Genomic DNA, 16296 nt, shown 5'->3' with positions numbered 1-16296 from the left:
GGCACGAGGCCGACCCGCTGCGTTCCACGACAGCGTCAGGTCAGTACGCGTCCGTCGACGGGTGCTCCGGCTCGCTCAGGACACCTCGGAGTCCTGGGCCTACGGTTGCGGGTCAGCGCCGGAGTTCGACCGGCTTCCCCCACCACGGCGTGTGTTGATTGAGGCTCTGCTAATTCGGGGCAATCCTATGCCGGGCGGGCTCTGCTTGCGGGATCGCGGTTCGAGCAGTCACTCTGTCCCCATGCGCCACAGGATTCTCGGCCTTGTCGCAGCATCGATCTCGGCCACCCTTCTCGCCCTCCTCCCGACCATCCCAGCCCGGGCCGAACCGGCCCGGACATCGGTGACGTACGCCGATCTCGTCGCCATGTTCGGCGAGAAGGTCGGCGACCGGCGGACCGTCGAGACCGGCCTCCCGACCCTCAACCGCGCGATGGCCGACGCCCGGATCACCACCGCCTACCGACAGGCGGCCTACCTGACCACGCTCGCCAACGAGAGCTCGTTCCACCACGACGCCAAGGGCCGCGACAAGCGGAAGTTCACCGGCCGTGGCTACATCCAGCTGACCGGCGAGGCCAACTACACCGACGCCGGCGCCTACTTCGACATCGACCTGCGCCGCCGCCCCGAGCTGGCCAGGTCCCTGGACCACAGCGCGCCGATCTCGCGGTGGTACTGGACCGTCGCCCGCGACATCAACCCGCTCGCCGACGCCCTCGACATGGGCAAGGTCAACGCGGCGATCGGCTACCCCCGCAACAAGGCCGAGGACGCCGAGCGCTGCCGCGACTTCAAGGCCGCCCTGAAGCACCTCAACGGGTCGGTGCCCAAGGGGATCAGATGCGCCCGTCCGGCCGTCGCGGAGACGCGCGGACGGTGATGTCCGCAGAGGACGTACCGGAGGGGTACGTCACTTCCTGCCGTTGCGCCGGTCGCTGACCGCGATCGCCGAGGTGCCCTCGTCCTTGAGCTCGAACAGGTCGATCGCCTTGATCAGCTTGGTCCAGGTGGCGTAGCCGTAGTTGCGGGGGTCCTCGGAGGACTGGTTGCGGATGCGGGAGACGACGGTGCCGACCAGGGCCCAGCCGTCGTCGTCGGCGGCCGCGGCGATGGAGTTGCGCAGCAGCTGGATCAGCCTGGCGTTGCGCTTCAGCACCTGGCCCGTGGTCGCGGCGGCGGCCTGCTTGCGGGCGGGCGCTACGCCGGCCTCGGTCTCGGTCACCTCCTCGGTGTCACCGAGCTTCTCCACGACGGTGAACCGGGTGCAGGCGCTCTTGAACGGCGCCGGTGTCTTCTCCCGGCCGTAGCCGTAGACCGCGCGACCCTTCTCCCGCAGGTAGTGCACCAGCGGGGTGAAGTCGGAGTCGGAGGAGACCAGCGCGAACGCGTCCGGGATGGCCGCATGGAGCAGCTCGACCGCGTCGATCGCGAGCGCCATGTCGGAGGCGTTCTTGTGCGCGGTCAGGTCGAACTGCTGCATCGGCCGGATCGCGGCGTCGTGCAGCTCCCCGATCCAGCTCTTGAGCTCGGACTTGGTCCAGTTGCCGTAGGCCCGGCGGATCGTCACCTCGCCGTACTCGGCCAGGTCGTTGAGGATCGCGTCGATCTTGGACGCGGGAGCATTGTCCGCGTCGATGAGCAGGGCAATACGGAAGGGCTCGGTCATTCGGGACAGTCTGCCAGCCCCTGAGGCTGAGGGCGGGCTGCACCTTCCCACCACGGCTCGATTGTGCACCGCTCACGGACGCGAAACGCCCGCGCTCTCCCACCATGGCGGGAAAGCGCGGGCGATGTCGTACGTCAGGCCAGCGCGTACGTCAGGCGAGCTTCTCCAGGATCAGCTCGCGGACCCGCTTGGCGTCGGCCTTGCCACCGGTCGCCTTCATGACCGCGCCGATGAGCGCGCCGACCGCGGCCTGGTTGCCGCCGCGGATCTTCTCGGCGACCGCGGGCTGGGCGTCGATGGCCTCGTCGACAGCGGCACCGAGCGCGCCGTCGTCGGAGACCACGGCGAGGCCGCGGGCGTCGATGATCTCGGAGACGGTGCCCTCACCTGCGAGAAGACCCTCGAAGGCCTGGCGGGCCAGCTTGTCGGTCAGCGTCTTGGCGTCGACCAGCTTCTGCACCTCGGCGACCTGCACCGGGGTGACCCCGAGCTCGGCGAGCTCGACGCCACGGTCGTTGGCACTGCGGGAGAGCTCGGCCATCCACCACTTACGGGCGGCCTGTGCGGAGGCTCCTTCGGCGACCGTCGCCTCGATCAGCGACAGAGCGCCGGCGGCCCAGACGTCGCGCATCTCCAGGTCGGAGTAGCCCCACTCGACCTGCAGGCGCGCCCGCTTGTCGGCGGTGCGCTCCGGCAGGCTCGCGCGCAACTCCTCGACCCACTCACGCGACGGCGCGACGGGAACCAGGTCCGGCTCTGGGAAGTAGCGGTAGTCGTCGGCGTCCGACTTCGCCCGGCCGGCCGAGGTGGTGCCGGTGTCCTCGTGGAAGTGGCGGGTCTCCTGGAAGATCGCCTCCCCCGCGTCGAGGATCCCGGCGTGACGCGACATCTCGAAACGTACGGCCCGCTCGACCGAGCGCAGCGAGTTGACGTTCTTCGTCTCGGTGCGCGTCCCGAGAGTCCCGGAGCCCTTCGGGGACAGCGACAGGTTCACGTCGCAGCGCATCGAGCCCTGGTCCATGCGTACGTCGGAGACGCCCAGGCCCAGCAGGATCTCGCGCAGCGCGGCGACGTAGGCCTTCGCCACCTGCGGCGCCTTGGCGCCGGCGCCGAGGATCGGACGCGTGACGATCTCGATCAGGGGGATGCCCGCGCGGTTGTAGTCGACCAGCGAGTAGTCGGCACCGTGGATTCGGCCGGTCGCACCACCGATGTGGGTGGTCTTGCCGGTGTCCTCCTCCATGTGGGCGCGCTCGATCTCGACCCGGTAGGTCTCCCCCTCCACCTCGACGTCGAGGTAGCCGTCGTAGACGATCGGCTCGTCGTACTGAGAGGTCTGGAAGTTCTTCGGCATGTCCGGGTAGAAGTAGTTCTTCCGGGCGAACCGGCACCACTCCGCGATCCTGCCGTTGAGCGCGAGCCCGATCCGGATCGCGCTCTCCACCGCCTTGGCGTTCACGACCGGCATCGAGCCGGGCAGGCCGAGGCAGGTCGGGCAGACCTGGGAGTTGGGCTCGCCGCCGAACGTCGCCGGGCAGCCGCAGAACATCTTGGTGTTGGTGTTCAGCTCGACGTGGACCTCCAGGCCCATCGCCGGGTCGTACTTCTCCAGCACCTCGTCGAACGGGACGAGACCCAAAGAATCGGATACAGCCGTCATCGGGCCACCTCCAGCTTGTCGATCGAGAGCACCGGGCCGACGGCGCCCTCGAGGGCAGCACCGACGCGGTAGAGACGGGCGTCCTCCAGGACCGGCGCGAGGAGCTGTACGCCGACAGGCAGCCCGTCCACGTCGGAAACCCCGGCCGGGATGGAGATGCCGGGAGTGCCGGCCAGGTTGGCCGGGATGGTGGCCAGGTCCTGCATGTACATCGCGAGCGGGTCATCGAGCTTCGCGCCCAGCGGGAACGCGGTCGACGGGGACGTCGGCGAGACCAGCACGTCGACCTGCTCGAAGGCCTTCTTGAAGTCCTCGATGATCAGGGTGCGGATCTTCTGCGCCTGGCCGTAGTAGGCGTCGTAGTAGCCGCTCGAGAGCGCATAGGTGCCGAGGATGATCCGGCGCTTGACCTCGTCGCCGAAGCCGGCGTCGCGCGACGCCTTCATCACGTCCTCGGCGGACGGCGACCCGTCGGGGGTGACCCGCAGGCCGTAGCGCATCGCGTCGAACTTGGCCAGGTTGGAGGAGCACTCCGCCGGCAGGATCAGGTAGTAGGCGGCCATCGCGTGCTCGAAGCTCGGCGTGGAGACCTCCACGACGTCGGCGCCCAGCTTGGTGAGCAGGTCGACCGACTCTGCGAACTTGCGCATCACGTCCGGCGCCCAGCCGCTCTGCCCATTTTCTTGGCCGCCCAGCTCCTTGATGACGCCGACCTTGACGCCCTTGAGGTCGCCGGTCGCACCGGCGCGAGCGGCGTCGACGAGCCCGGTCACCGGGGTGGTCGTCGAGGTCGAGTCGAGCGGGTCGTGCCCGCCGATCAGCTCGTGCAGCAGGGCGCTGTCGAGGACGGTGCGGGTCACCGGGCCGACCTGGTCCAGCGAGTTGGCCAGCGCAACGAGGCCGTAGCGGGAGACGGAGCCGTAGGTCGGCTTCACCCCGACGGTGCCGGTGACCGCACCCGGCTGACGGATCGAGCCACCGGTGTCGGTGCCGAGCGCCAGCGGCGCCTCGTACGCCGCGACGGCGGCCGCCGAGCCACCACCCGAGCCGCCGGGGATCCGGTCGAGCTTCCACGGGTTCCTGGTCGGGCCGTAGGCGGAGTGCTCCGTGGAGGAGCCCATCGCGAACTCGTCCATGTTGGTCTTGCCGAGGATCGGCAGGCCGGCGTCCTTGATCTTCTTGACCACGGTCGCGTCGTAGGGCGGGACCCAGCCTTCGAGCATCTTGGAGCCGCAGGTCGTCGGCAGGCCGATGGTGGTCAGCACGTCCTTGACCGCGATCGGCACGCCGTCGAGAGCATGCAGCGCGTCACCGTTGGCCCGGCGCGCGTCGGAGGCGGCGGCCTGCGACAGTGCGCCCTCGGCGTCGATGTGGAGGAAGGCGTGGACGTCGCCGTCGACCGCGGCGATCCGGTCGAGGTGGACCTGGGTCAGCTCGACCGAGGTGGTCTCACCGGCGGCGAGGGCGTCGGCGAGCTCCGCAGCCGTCTTCAGAATGAGGTCGCTCACTGCTCGTCCCCCAGGATCCGCGGCACCGCGAAGCGCTGCTCCTCGACGCTCGGCGCGCCGGAGAGCGCCTGCTCCGGCGTCAGACTCGGGGTCACGACGTCCTCACGGAAGACGTTGGTCATCGGAAGCGGGTGGGAGGTGGCAGGCACGTCATCGCCGGCAAGCCCCTGGATCGAGGCGACGGACTCGAGGATCACCTGAAGCTGCGGGGCAAGGTGATCGAGCTCGGCGTCGCTCAGGTCGATGCGGGCGAGGTCGGCCAGGTGCGCGACCTCGTCGCGGGTGATTTCTGGCATGCGCACATCCTAGGTGTCCTCGGGCGCAACTCTCACCTCGGCAGCCGCCGGTGTTGCCAAGCGCTAATGTTAGTGACTAACATTATCCGAGTGGCCACCCCCAAGACGCTCCGCACCAGGGCACGCATCCTCGACGTAGCCCTGGACCTGTTCGAGCGCCAGGGGTACGACGCGACCACCGTGAGCCAGATCGCCGAGGCCGCGGGCATCACGCAGATGACCTTCTTCCGGCACTTCCCCACCAAGGACGCAGTGCTGGTCACCGATCCGTACGACCCGCTCATCGCCGAGGCCGTGGGGACGCAGCCGCTCGGGCTGCCACCGCTCCAGCGGGTCCGAGGCGGCTTCCTCAGCGCCCTCGCCGGGATCGCCGCGGTCGAGGACGCCACCGCCCGTCGACGCGTCGCGATCGTCGCCCGCCACCCGAGTCTGCGCGCCGCCGTCGCCACGTCCACCCAGGACACTCAGGACGCGATCGTCGAGCGATTGGCCGCCGATGGCACTCCGCGCCTCGACGCCGTCATCGCGACGGCGGCCGTCCTCGCCGCGGTGACTGCGGCGCTGCTGTCGTGGGCGGATCCTGACAGCGTCGCCCTCGACGACAGCACGTCGCTCGAGGATCTCGTACGCCACGCCCTCGACCAGCTCACGCCGGCGACCGGAGAACGGCCATGACCGCGTTGAGTCTCGACTCGATCAGCCACACCTTCCCGGCCTCCCGGACGCCGTGGAGCAGGCGTCGCGTGGGCCTGGCCCGCCCGGCGCTGGACGGGCTCACTCTGCACGTCGACCACGGCGAGGTGGTGGCGATGATCGGCCTCAACGGCGCGGGCAAGACGACCGCACTGCGCGCGCTCGCAGGCAGGCTGAGCCCCGATTCCGGCACCGTGAAGATCCTCGGCCATGACGCGGCAGAGCTGCCCCGCGACGTTGCGGCGCAGTTCGGGCATGTGGTCGATGCGCCCCTCGTCTTCGCGGATCTCACCGTGACGGAGAACCTTCGGGCCGCCGCGCGACTGCACGGCTGCTCCAGCGGTCAAACGGAGGAGCTGGCCACCGCCGCGAGGAGCCGGCTCGGCCTGGATGCCTGGGCCGACGTCCGCGCACGCGCGCTCTCCCAGGGCAACCGGCAGCGGCTCGGCATCGGGGGCGCCACGATCCACTCACCGCGCGCGCTGGTGCTCGACGAGCCCACCAGCGCCCTGGACCCGCGCGGTGTCGTGATCGTGCGGGAGCTCGTGCGGGACCTGGCGGCACAAGGCGCGGCCGTCTTGGTCAGCAGCCACCATCTCGACGAGGTGTCCCGGATAGCCGACCGCATCGTCGCCGTCCACGCCGGCCACGTCGTCGACACCTTCGCCCCCGAAGGCCCGGATCTCGAGTCGCGCTTCTTCGCGAGCGTGCTCGCGGCCGAGCGCGAGGAGCCCCGAGCCGCCATGAGGAGAGAAGCATGATCCCCGGCCTGCGAGCGGCCCTCCAGGTCGAAGCACTGCTGCTGCACCGCTCGACGGTCCTCCGGATCGCCGTTCCGGCGCTGGTCGTACTCGTCCCGTGCGGCAGCTTCGGCGCCGTGGCTCTGGCGCGCTCCGGCTACGGAGTCGGTGCCGCCGCGGTGAAGCTGGCGCCGTACGCCACCGGCGACCCGGGAACCACCGTCATGGTGGCGCTCGCCCAGATCCTCAGCGTCGCGGTGCTCACGGCCGGTGGGTTCGCGACGGCATGGGCGTTCGGGCAGCCTTTCACCGACGGCACCGCAGGTGCGTCCTTCGGGCTGACGGTGCCGCGCACCACGATCGCGCTGGCTCGCTGCCTGGTGATCCTCGCGAGCCTCGCCGCCGTCGTGCTCGCCGCGACGCTCGTCGGTCTCGCTCTCGCCGCGCTGGCCGGCGCGGCCCTCGCGACGGCGCCACCGAGCACTCCGCCGGGACTCGGACAGGCGACCGTCACAGCCCTCACCGCCGGGATGCTCGGAATCGGGCTGGCCCTTCCGTTCGCCTGGGTCGCGACGGTCACCCGGAGCGCGTTCGGCACCGTCGGCGTACTGATCGCCGTCATCGCCGCCACCCAGGTGATCGTCCTCCTCGGCGCCGGCTCCTGGTTCCCCTACGCCGCATCGTCGCTGTGGACCGGGATGGGCGGCGCAGAAGCGGCCGCAGCCGTCGGCCTGCCACAGCTGGCGCTGGCCGCTGCCGTCGGCCCGATCGCGGTGGTCGCCGTCGTGCACGCCTGGCGGCGCCTCACCGACGTGTAGCCCGTCCTGATGGCCGAGTTTCGGCCGCGTACAACCGATCTGGCACCCGACCGCGTCTTCAACCCTGACAATCGGCTCGAGAGATCGGACGGATCGATGGCGAGACCCCCAACCCAGGAACAGTTCGAAGAGTTCGCCCAGACCGCCTGGCCGCGGCTCTATCGGACTGCCTACCTGCTCGTCGGTGACCACGGGCGCGCAGAGGACCTGGTGCAGACGGCCTTGGCGAAGACCTTCGGGAGCTGGGGCCGGGTGCGCACGCTCGAGGCCGCTCCGGCATACGCCAGGCAGGTGCTGTTCAACACCGCGATGAGCTGGTTCCGCCGGGCGTCGTGGAACCGCGAGCAGCCGACCGAGGTCCTCCCGGACCCCGGTCATGAGAACGACCCGACCACCCGATCGGTCCTGCTGGACGCTGTCGCGGCGCTGCCGCCTCGACAGCGAGCCGTCGTCGTCCTCCGCTTCTACGAGGACCTCGACGTGCGCCGCACCGCCGCCGTGCTCGGCTGCACGGAGGGCACGGTGAAGAGCCAGACCTCGTCCGCCCTCGACAAGCTCCGCACCGTCCTCGGGAACCCGACTCTCACCCTGGAGATGACCCATGACTGACAACGACCTGCGTACGCTGCTGCGTGACGCTGCTGACGATGTGCCCGTTCCCCGTCTGGCCACCGACGAGCTCCACCTCCGCACCCGATCCGTCCGCAGACGTAGGCGCGCGGGCTGGGTTGCCGGCGCGGCAGCACTCGTCCTGGCCGGCGGAATCGGAACGTACGCCTTGGGCGGGACGCTCGGAGACAGTGGTCCCGACATCGCTGCAGCCGAGGGCGATCCCCGGGGCTGGGCTGTCGCCGAGGGCGGGGCCGTGCACTTCGGGGACGGAACCACGGTGACGTATGGCGGGACCGTGAACGACCTGCGCTACACCTCTGTCGGCCTCCTGGCCCGCAGCACCCAGAGGAACGCCCGGCTCTCCCTGATCACCACCGCCGGGGTGGCTCCATTGGACTTCGGTGACGTCAGCGACCGGCTCATCGGCACCGACCCCGACTCTCCGTACGTCGCCTGGACCGTCAAGGACGGAGACGGCTGGCTGGTGCGTGTGGTCGACCTGGGCAAGGGCGAGAAGGTCGCCGACGTCCCGATATCGGGGAAGTACACCTGGGCCGGCTGGAAGACCCCGCCGGTGGCGGTCGACGGCGAGCATGCGTACGTCGCCCTCGACGACCGCACCCTCGACGTCGAGTGGCGTGCCGGGCACGTGTCGAGGTCGAAGGGTCTCCCGGGCAAGTACACCACCGAGGTGATCAACGGGCGAGCAGTCGAGGGCGTCGTCGGCGGTCTCCAGAGGGTGGTCGATGTGGCCACCGGCAAGGTGCTCCTCACCGTGCGCAGCTCCGACTACCCCGACGGGCTGGTCACGCTCCGGATCGCCCCCGACGGCCAGCACGTCCTCGCGTCGCCGTACCTGACCTGCGACGAGCAGGGCAGCTGCCGCGAGGCAGCGAGCGGCTCGTTGTACGACCTGAGCCTCGGGACGAAGACCACGGTCGACCTCGGCGACCGATTCGGCTGGACTCCGGAGGGGCACGTCATCCGGGCCACCGGGACCGAGGTGGAGACCTGCGACGAGGAGGCTCGGGGATGCGCCGCGGCTCCGATCGAGCTGAGGAAGGGCGTCTCGACCGTCAGCGGGGCGATGCACCAGTCCTGACCGCGAGCGGTCGATTCCTGAGCCACGCGCTCAGGGATCGACCTCTCGACGTCATAGCCTGACTACTCGGCGTCAGAGACTGACGCTTCGGCGGGGCCGTTCTCCAGGAGGGTCTTGAAGTCGGCCTCGTTCAGGAGCTTGAGGCCGAGCTCCTCTGCTTTCGCCGCCTTGGAGCCGGCGCTCTCGCCCACCACGACGTAGTCGGTCTTCTTGGAGACCGAGCCGGCCGCCTTGCCGCCGCGAGCGATGATCGCCTCCTTGGCGCCATCACGGGAGAAGTCCTCCAGGGACCCGGTGACCACGATGGTCAGGCCCTCGAGGTTGCGGGGGACGGACTCGTCGCGCTCGTCGGCGAGGGAGACCCCGGCCGTACGCCACTTCTCGACGATCTCCTGGTGCCAGTCGACCTGGCGCCACTCGACGATGGCCTCGGCGATGATCCCGCCGACGCCCTCGGTGGCGGCGAGCTCCTCCTGGGAGGCGGCCCAGATGGCATCGAGCGAGCCGAACTCGGTGGCCAGCGCCCGGGCCGCTGACGGGCCGACGTGGCGGATCGACAGCGCGACCAGCACCCGCCACAGCGGGACCTGCTTGCGCTCCTCGAGGTTGCCCAGCAAGCCCATTGCGTTGGCGTTGAGGACCCGGTCGCCGGCGCCGGCCTCCTTCTCCGCCTTCTTCGCTGCGCGGGTGAAGAAGGCGGTGGTGGCCAGCTTGGCCTCGTCGAGCGCGAAGATGTCGCCCTCGTTGGTGATCACCTCGGAGGCCAGCAACGCGTCGGCCGCCTCGTAGCCCATCCCCTCGATGTCGAAGGCGCCCCGCCCGGAGGCGAAGAAGACCCGCTCCCGCACCTGAGCCGGGCAGCCGCGATGGTTGGGGCAGCGCAGGTCCTTGTCGCCCTCCTTCTGCTCGGCGAGCGTGGTGCCGCACGCGGGGCACTCGGTGGGCATCACCCACTCGGCCAGCCCCTCGGGCCGCAGCGGCAGCACCGGTCCGAGTATCTCGGGGATGACGTCGCCGGCCTTGCGGAGGATGATCGTGTCGCCGGGGCGTACGTCCTTGCGCTTGACCTCGTGGGCGTTGTGCAGCGTCGCTCGCTCGACGGTCGACCCGGCGACCTTGGTGGGCTCCATGACACCGAAGGGCGTGACCCGGCCGGTGCGGCCGACGCCGACATCGATGGCGAGCAGCTTGGCGTTGACCTCCTCGGGCGGATACTTGAACGCGATCGCCCAGCGCGGAGCGCGGGAGGTGGAGCCCAGCCGGCGCTGCAGCGAGATGTCGTCGACCTTGATCACGACGCCGTCGATCTCGTGCTCGGTGACGTCGTGACGGTGCTCACCGAAGTAGCTGATGAACTCCTCGACCTCGGCGAGGCTCTTGAGCACCTTGACCCGATCGGAGGTGGGCAGCCCCCAGGCCTTCAGCGCGTCGTACGCATGTGACTGGGCGACCGGCTGGAAACCCTGCCGGGCGCCGATGCCGTGGCAGACCATTCCGAGCTCGCGGGTGGCGGTCACCCGAGGGTCCTTCTGCCGCAGCGACCCTGCGGCGGAGTTGCGCGGGTTGGCGAACATCGGCTTGCCCGCGTCGACCAGGGAGGCGTTGAGCTTGTCGAAGGCCTCGTTGGAGAGGAAGACCTCGCCGCGCACCTCGACCAGGTCGGGCACCGGGAACTCGTCGGTGCCGGTCAGCCGGTGCGGGATCGACTTGATGGTGCGTACGTTCGGGGTGACGTCCTCGCCCGTGCGGCCGTCGCCGCGGGTCAGCGCCCGGACCAGGCGGCCCTTCTCGTAGAGCAGGTTGATGGCCAGCCCGTCGACCTTGAGCTCGCACAGCAGCTCGGCCTCGCCGACGCCGTCCTTCGCGATCCGGGCATACCAGCCGGCGAGCTCTTGATAAGAGAAGGCGTTGTCGAGCGACTCCATCCGCTGCAGGTGGTCGACCGCGGTGAACTCCGTCGAGAACGTGCCGCCGACCTTCTGGGTGGGAGAGTCGGGCGTGCGCAGCTCGGGGAACTGCTCCTCGAGCTCGTTGATCCGACGCCACAGCTGGTCGAACTCGGCGTCGGAGAGCGTCGGGTCGTCGAGCACGTAGTAGCGGTAGCGAGCGTCCTCGATCTGCTCGGCGAGCTCCTGGTGCTCGTTCTTCTGCTCGGGCCCGGCCTCGGCGGTCACGTCATCGTTCACGGGCACCATCTTGCCTCGTCCCACCGACAACTTCCGCCCTTGCCGGGCCGGAATGTGCACGGCATACCCGCCCGGGCGTTTTCGGTGATTCACCAGCCCAAACGACACTCAACCCCCTCAATATCGACGCAACCCGTCAACACCTGGGTGACGCGGGTCACGACGCAGGGTAAAGCGAGCTATCTTCCTGCGGCATCGGCTGAGGCGGGCCGACACCTTGCCCCCAAGAGACCGCCTTGTGAGGTCTGCAGTGTTTTCTCGGCTCGCGGTGACGCTGCTCGCAGCGCTCGCCCTCCTGCTGACGCCTCTCGGCGCCGCCCCTGCGCTCGGACTGGGCGGCCTCTTCTCGGACCCCGAGGTCGAGGTCTCGATCGTCTCGCAGTCCAAGAGCGGCGCGGTCCTCGACGTCCACGGCACCGACTACCTCGGCAGGCGGCCGGGCATCGAGATCGCGCTCAACCCGGTGGGCTACTCCGGCTCAGGCACCCGGAACACCTTCATCAAGTCGGTGCTGATCAACCCCGAGGACCCCGACGACTGGGCCTACCAGTTCACCCTCGACGCCGCCCAGGTCGCCAGGCTTGACCCCGGCACGAGCTACCAGATCATCACGATGCGCGGTGGGGATCGCGACCTCTACGACAAGTCCGACACGGCGCACGTGAACGTCCCGTTCGACTTCGACGCACTCGCTGAGCCCGAGAGCTCACCGACCCCCGAGGAGCCCTCCACCGGAACCGGAGGATCTGGTTCGGGTTCGGGCTCAGGTTCGGGGTCCGGCTCCGGTTCGGGCTCCGGTTCGGGCTCCGGCGGTGGCACGTCCCCGGGTCGCACCACCGATGGTGACTCCCGCGACGGGGCCGGCTCCGTCGAGAAGCCGAAGAAGAAGGCGTCGAAGAAGCCGTGGTCCGCGCCGGAGGAGCCGCCGACGACGAGAGGCCTCGAGCTCACCGGCCTCGGCGAGGCCTCCGTCGACGCTGACGAGGTGATCCATGCCGAGGCATCCGGCTTCAAGCCCAACGAGACCGGCATCAAGGTCGTCGTCTACTCGACCCCGCTGGTCCTCTCGACCGACGTCACGGCCAACGGCCGCGGCGTCGCGAAGTGGTCGGGCCGGCTGCCCAAGGACATCGGACTCGGCGAGCACACCCTCACCTTCCAGGGCTCGGTCGACCGCGGCATCAGGTTCGTCGTGACCGGCACCCCCAGCGACGGCGAGTGCGTCGAGAGCGGCTGCGCACCAGCGACAACGGCGGTCACGAAGGCGACGCCGACCGGGGACGGCGGCGGTGTCGGCATGCTCACCTGGATCATCGTCGCCACCATGATCGTCCTGGCCCTGACGGCCAGTGCGGTCGCCCTGCTCGCCGGACGCAGCAAGCGCGACCGGGAGTGGGACGACCCGAGCTTCGCCCAGGCACCTCCGCGTTATCCGCCGGATCCGCGCCAGGCATCGGAGCCCTACCCGGTCCACCCGCACCGCCAACTGCGTCCCCAGCCCCAGGCCCAGCCCCGACACGAAGCGCCGCTCCCGCGCCGGCTGTCCGCGGACCAGCAGCCACCCCAACGCCTGCAGCGGCCGCGCCCGCCCGAGCCTCGCCAACCGGAACCACGCCAGCCGGGCCACCGTCAGCCGACTCCACAGCGCCTGGACCCGCAACCCGCGGCTGCGCTGCAGCCAGCTCATCACCAGCCCCGTCCGCCGGAGTCGTTCGCGCCGCCGAGCGAGCGTCAGGCCTACGAGGGCCAGCGGATCGCCAGACGCTGACTACGGTCAGCCGACCAGCGACTTACCGCGGCGCACGCTCTCGGCCGAAGCCGTCGGCCACAGCGTCTCCAGTGCCGCCTCGAGACCGGAGAGGACCGGGTCGAGATCGTCCTCGGGGAACGGCGCCGGCGCCTGCTCACGTACGACCGCACAGAATGCGGCGCGCTCTCCCTCCGCCTCGTGGCAGCGGACGGTCTCGGCCGATCCTTCGATCCAGCCGTCGTAGCCGTCGGTGTCGCCCTTCGAGCAGGTGAGCGTCTTGGGGCACTTCCGCTGACCCGCCGGCAGGTTCGGGGCGTGGACGGCGGTGACGGTGCTGCCGTCGGGGCGGGTGCCGACGACACCGAAGGCACCCTTGCCGTAGGCCGAGACGTCGGCCTTCGCGAAAGAGTCGAGATCGGCGTACTCCTCGGTCTCGAGGAGTCCTGCCGCGATCGCCCCAGCGGTCAGCGCGACCTCGCCGCCACCGTTGGCGCCGGCCGCAGGAAAGCCGCTGACCTGCGCCTTCGTCATCTTCGTGGTCGTCTTGGTGCCGAGGCGCGGGTCGGTCACCAGGGCGACGAGAGCGTCGACGTCCACCTCGAGGTCGAGCTTGCGGGGATCCTCGGTGATCTTCTCGCCCAGGTAGGCGGCCCGGCGCTCCTCCCCCTGGGCTTCGTGGGAGACCATCAGCTGACCGGGAGTACCGTCGTCGGTGGCGAGGTCCCAGCCGACCGTGGCGGTGCCGTTCTCGGTCTTCACATCGACGCAGCCCGACATCCCGTCGCGGCACCAGGTCGAGAGCAGGTCGTCGTCGACCGCGCCGGCCTTGACCTCCAGCGACCGGTCGCCTCCCCACAGCAGTACGGTGCCGACCTCGTCGTGCTCGAAGTAATGGTCACCACCGTCGAAGGCCTCCGGCACCACGGGCACGCGCTGGAGCGTGATCGCCGCCAGCGCCTCGGGCGTCGCAGGTTGGTTGCCGGGTTTCAGGTCAGCCGGGTCGATGCTCACCGACGGCGCTGGACTGGGCTTCTCCGCGGCGCTGTCGTCTGCCTCGGTCGCGCTGCTCCCGCAGCCTGCGAGCAGAAGAGCCGTCGCCAGCAGTGCCGTCCCTCGTCGTAGCATGAGCGAAATCTACGCTAGGTGACCGGCGCTCTCGGTGAGGATTCGCAACACGGTGCGGGCCCATCGCCCATCGGCGCCGGCGAGGCCGCACGTGGGCGTCAGCACGATGTCGTACGCAGCGTCCAGCCCGAGCATGTCGAGCCAGCGCTCCACGGCCTCGGTGACCGTCTTGTCGGTGGGCGCAGCGCCCGCCGGCGCGAGCGCTGGAGCCACGCCGAGCGCGACCGTGTCGCCGGCCTCCAGGGCCGTGGCCAGGTGGTCGTGGTCACCGGCGGTGAGCTGGGCCAGGTCGACGCTGATCCCCTTCGCGCCGGCGTTGCGGATCAGGTCCAGCGGCGTCCCGGGCGCGCAGGAGTGCACCCACGGGGTCGCGCCCTCCTCGGCGATCGCGCCCAGCACCCACTCCAGCGCCTGGGAGGCCTCGGGACGGTCGATGCTGCGGTGCCTGCCGAACCCGGAGGCGGTCGGCACCTGGGCCTTGAGCACAGCGCTCAGCGCGGGCTCGTCGACCTGGACGATCAGGGTGTCCGCGCCAGGGAGGCGGCGGCGTACGTCACGGATGTGGTTGCGCACGCCCTCGGCCAGCGCCTGCGCCAGATCGCGGCGAGCACCGTGGTCGGCGAGGATCTTGTCGCCGCGCGGTCGCTCGACGGTGGCGGCCAGGGTCCACGGCCCGGCGACCTGGATCTTGAACGCGCCGCCGCCGGCGGTGAGCGCGGAGTCCTGGATCAGTTCCTCGACGGTGTCTAGGTCCTGGGCGAGCAGGCTCCGGGCGCGCCGATGGTCGACCCCGGCCGAGCCGGAGGTGCCGGTCAGTCTCCAGCCCGCGGGCTGGAGATCGGCGTCGAGCCCGTCGAGGACCGCCAGCCCCCGGCCGGTCATGTTCGCGATCGCGCCGCGCGCCGGCAACTCGGGCAGATGAGGAAGATCGGTGAGCACGCCGAGCACGACGCGGCAGGCCTCGGCGTAGTCGCTCTGTCCGTTGTCGTGGCCAGGCATCGAGCCGACTCCGGTCGCCCTCATGCGAGAGCCACCCGCCGGGTCGAGGAGATGGTGGCCGAGCCGACGACACGGGTGCCGTCGTAGATGACCGCGGCCTGGCCCGGTGCGATGCCGTAGGCCGGGTCGAGCAGCTCGATCTCGACGTCGTCGCCGGTCACGGTCACCCGGGCCCGATGCTCGTCGCCGTGGGCGCGCAGCTGGACCGTGCCCTCCAGCACGCCGTCGGGCGCGCGGCCGGCCCAGCGCGGGCGGATCCCGGAGAGCCCGTCGACGGCGAGGTGCTCGCGCGGACCCACAGTCACAGTCGCAGTGACGGGCTCGATGTCGAGCACGAACCGTGGCTTCCCGTCAGCGGCGGGCTTGCCGAGGCGGAGGCCCTTGCGCTGCCCGATCGTGTAGGCGTACGTCCCCTGGTGCTCACCCAGGACGTCGCCGGACTCGTCGACGATCGGCCCGGACTGGTTGGGCGCCCGGTCGCCGAGCTTCTCGCGCAGCCAGCCGGCGTTGTCGCCGTCAGCGACGAAGCAGATGTCGTGGGAGTCGGGCTTGTCGGCGACGAGAAGACCGCGACGGGCCGCCTCCTCGCGCACCAGCGGCTTGGGCGTGTCCCCCAGCGGGAACATCGAGTGCTCGAGCTGAGCCTGGTCGAGCACGCCGAGCACGTAGGACTGGTCCTTGCCGCCGTCGACTGCGCGATGCAGCTCGACCAGCCCGTCGGCGCCCGTGCGGAGCGTGGCGTAGTGGCCGGTCGCGACCGCGTCGAAACCGAGTGCGAGCGCGCGGTCGAGCACGGCGGCGAACTTGATCTTCTCGTTGCAGCGCAGGCACGGGTTGGGGGTGCGCCCCTCGGAGTACTCCGACATGAAGTCCTCGACCACGTCCTCGTGGAAGCGGTCGGAGAGATCCCAGACGTAGAACGGGATGCCGATCACGTCGGCGGCACGCCGGGCGTCGTTGGAGTCCTCGATCGTGCAGCACCCACGCGCGCCGGAGCGGTAGGAGGCCGGGTTGCGCGAGAGCGCCAGGTGGACGCCGGTGACGTCGTGGCCCGCTTCCTTCGCGCGCGCCGCGGCGACGGCGGAGTCCACTCCCCCGGACATGGCGGCGACGACTCTCATCCCCGTTCCCATCAGCA

At 70.3% G+C, this 16296-nt stretch carries 15 protein-coding genes and 1 riboswitch; of the genes, 7 read left to right on the top strand and 8 right to left on the bottom strand.

Annotated elements, in window-relative coordinates; genetic code table 11:
* Positions 1–39: 39 nt before the first annotated feature.
* Positions 40–178: riboswitch (cobalamin riboswitch) on the bottom strand.
* A gap of 63 nt (positions 179–241) precedes the next feature.
* The gene (locus BJ988_RS04280) at positions 242–883 is read left to right on the top strand and encodes a hypothetical protein (RefSeq protein WP_246321401.1); all 642 of its coding nucleotides are present in this window, start codon (positions 242–244) and stop codon (positions 881–883) included.
* A gap of 30 nt (positions 884–913) precedes the next feature.
* Here BJ988_RS04280 and BJ988_RS04275 read toward each other — a convergent pair whose 3' ends face one another.
* The 4 genes from BJ988_RS04275 to gatC form a co-directional block, all read right to left on the bottom strand.
* Positions 914–1669, bottom strand: coding sequence for an NYN domain-containing protein (locus BJ988_RS04275; RefSeq protein ID WP_179656875.1), 756 nt, complete (start codon positions 1667–1669; stop codon positions 914–916).
* 151 nt (positions 1670–1820) lie between these two features.
* The gene (gene gatB / locus BJ988_RS04270) at positions 1821–3329 is read right to left on the bottom strand and encodes an Asp-tRNA(Asn)/Glu-tRNA(Gln) amidotransferase subunit GatB (RefSeq protein WP_179656874.1); all 1509 of its coding nucleotides are present in this window, start codon (positions 3327–3329) and stop codon (positions 1821–1823) included.
* Positions 3326–4837, bottom strand: coding sequence for an Asp-tRNA(Asn)/Glu-tRNA(Gln) amidotransferase subunit GatA (gene gatA / locus BJ988_RS04265; RefSeq protein WP_179656873.1), 1512 nt, complete (start codon positions 4835–4837; stop codon positions 3326–3328). The genes gatB and gatA overlap by 4 nt, the downstream gene beginning before the upstream one ends.
* Positions 4834–5133, bottom strand: coding sequence for an Asp-tRNA(Asn)/Glu-tRNA(Gln) amidotransferase subunit GatC (gene gatC / locus BJ988_RS04260; protein WP_179656872.1), 300 nt, complete (start codon positions 5131–5133; stop codon positions 4834–4836). Before gatC ends, gatA begins: the two co-directional genes overlap by 4 nt.
* A gap of 90 nt (positions 5134–5223) precedes the next feature.
* Here gatC and BJ988_RS04255 point away from each other — a divergent pair, with 90 nt between their 5' ends.
* The 5 genes from BJ988_RS04255 to BJ988_RS04235 all read left to right on the top strand — a co-directional run bounded on the left by BJ988_RS04255 (position 5224) and on the right by BJ988_RS04235 (position 9098).
* Entirely contained in the window at positions 5224–5808 is a 585-nt protein-coding gene (locus BJ988_RS04255) for a TetR family transcriptional regulator (protein ID WP_179656871.1), read from the top strand.
* Positions 5805–6587, top strand: coding sequence for an ABC transporter ATP-binding protein (locus BJ988_RS04250; protein WP_179656870.1), 783 nt, complete (start codon positions 5805–5807; stop codon positions 6585–6587). The genes BJ988_RS04255 and BJ988_RS04250 overlap by 4 nt, the downstream gene beginning before the upstream one ends.
* Complete coding sequence (locus BJ988_RS04245; protein WP_179656869.1) at positions 6584–7384, top strand: hypothetical protein; 801 nt, start codon at positions 6584–6586, stop codon at positions 7382–7384. Before BJ988_RS04250 ends, BJ988_RS04245 begins: the two co-directional genes overlap by 4 nt.
* A gap of 96 nt (positions 7385–7480) precedes the next feature.
* Complete coding sequence (locus tag BJ988_RS04240; RefSeq protein WP_179656868.1) at positions 7481–7993, top strand: SigE family RNA polymerase sigma factor; 513 nt, start codon at positions 7481–7483, stop codon at positions 7991–7993.
* Entirely contained in the window at positions 7986–9098 is a 1113-nt protein-coding gene (locus BJ988_RS04235; RefSeq protein WP_179656867.1) for a hypothetical protein, read from the top strand. Before BJ988_RS04240 ends, BJ988_RS04235 begins: the two co-directional genes overlap by 8 nt.
* Before the next feature lie 62 nt (positions 9099–9160).
* Here BJ988_RS04235 and ligA read toward each other — a convergent pair whose 3' ends face one another.
* Positions 9161–11293, bottom strand: coding sequence for an NAD-dependent DNA ligase LigA (gene ligA / locus BJ988_RS04230; RefSeq protein ID WP_218860590.1), 2133 nt, complete (start codon positions 11291–11293; stop codon positions 9161–9163).
* A 259-nt stretch (positions 11294–11552) separates the two neighbouring features.
* Here ligA and BJ988_RS04225 point away from each other — a divergent pair, with 259 nt between their 5' ends.
* Positions 11553–13052: a hypothetical protein gene (locus tag BJ988_RS04225; RefSeq protein WP_179656865.1), complete on the top strand. Its 1500-nt coding sequence runs from the start codon at positions 11553–11555 to the stop codon at positions 13050–13052.
* Between the two features lie 6 nt (positions 13053–13058).
* On the opposite strand, the gene BJ988_RS04220 is transcribed toward BJ988_RS04225, so the two are convergent.
* From BJ988_RS04220 to mnmA, 3 genes are read right to left on the bottom strand one after another with little or no spacing between them, the layout of a single operon-like run.
* Complete coding sequence (locus tag BJ988_RS04220) at positions 13059–14159, bottom strand: hypothetical protein (protein WP_179656864.1); 1101 nt, start codon at positions 14157–14159, stop codon at positions 13059–13061.
* Positions 14160–14168: 9 nt separating this feature from the next.
* Positions 14169–15182 carry a uroporphyrinogen decarboxylase/cobalamine-independent methonine synthase family protein gene (locus BJ988_RS04215; protein ID WP_179656863.1) on the bottom strand — a complete coding sequence of 338 codons (1014 nt, stop codon included), beginning with the start codon at positions 15180–15182 and terminating at the stop codon, positions 14169–14171.
* Positions 15179–16279: a tRNA 2-thiouridine(34) synthase MnmA gene (gene mnmA / locus BJ988_RS04210; protein ID WP_179656862.1), complete on the bottom strand. Its 1101-nt coding sequence runs from the start codon at positions 16277–16279 to the stop codon at positions 15179–15181. The genes BJ988_RS04215 and mnmA overlap by 4 nt, the downstream gene beginning before the upstream one ends.
* Between the last annotated feature and the right edge of the window lie 17 nt (positions 16280–16296).

This window comes from Nocardioides panzhihuensis (assembly GCF_013408335.1).
Taxonomy (GTDB): Bacteria; Actinomycetota; Actinomycetes; order Propionibacteriales; family Nocardioidaceae; genus Nocardioides; species Nocardioides panzhihuensis.
This window is presented reverse-complemented; position numbering and strand designations above follow the sequence as displayed.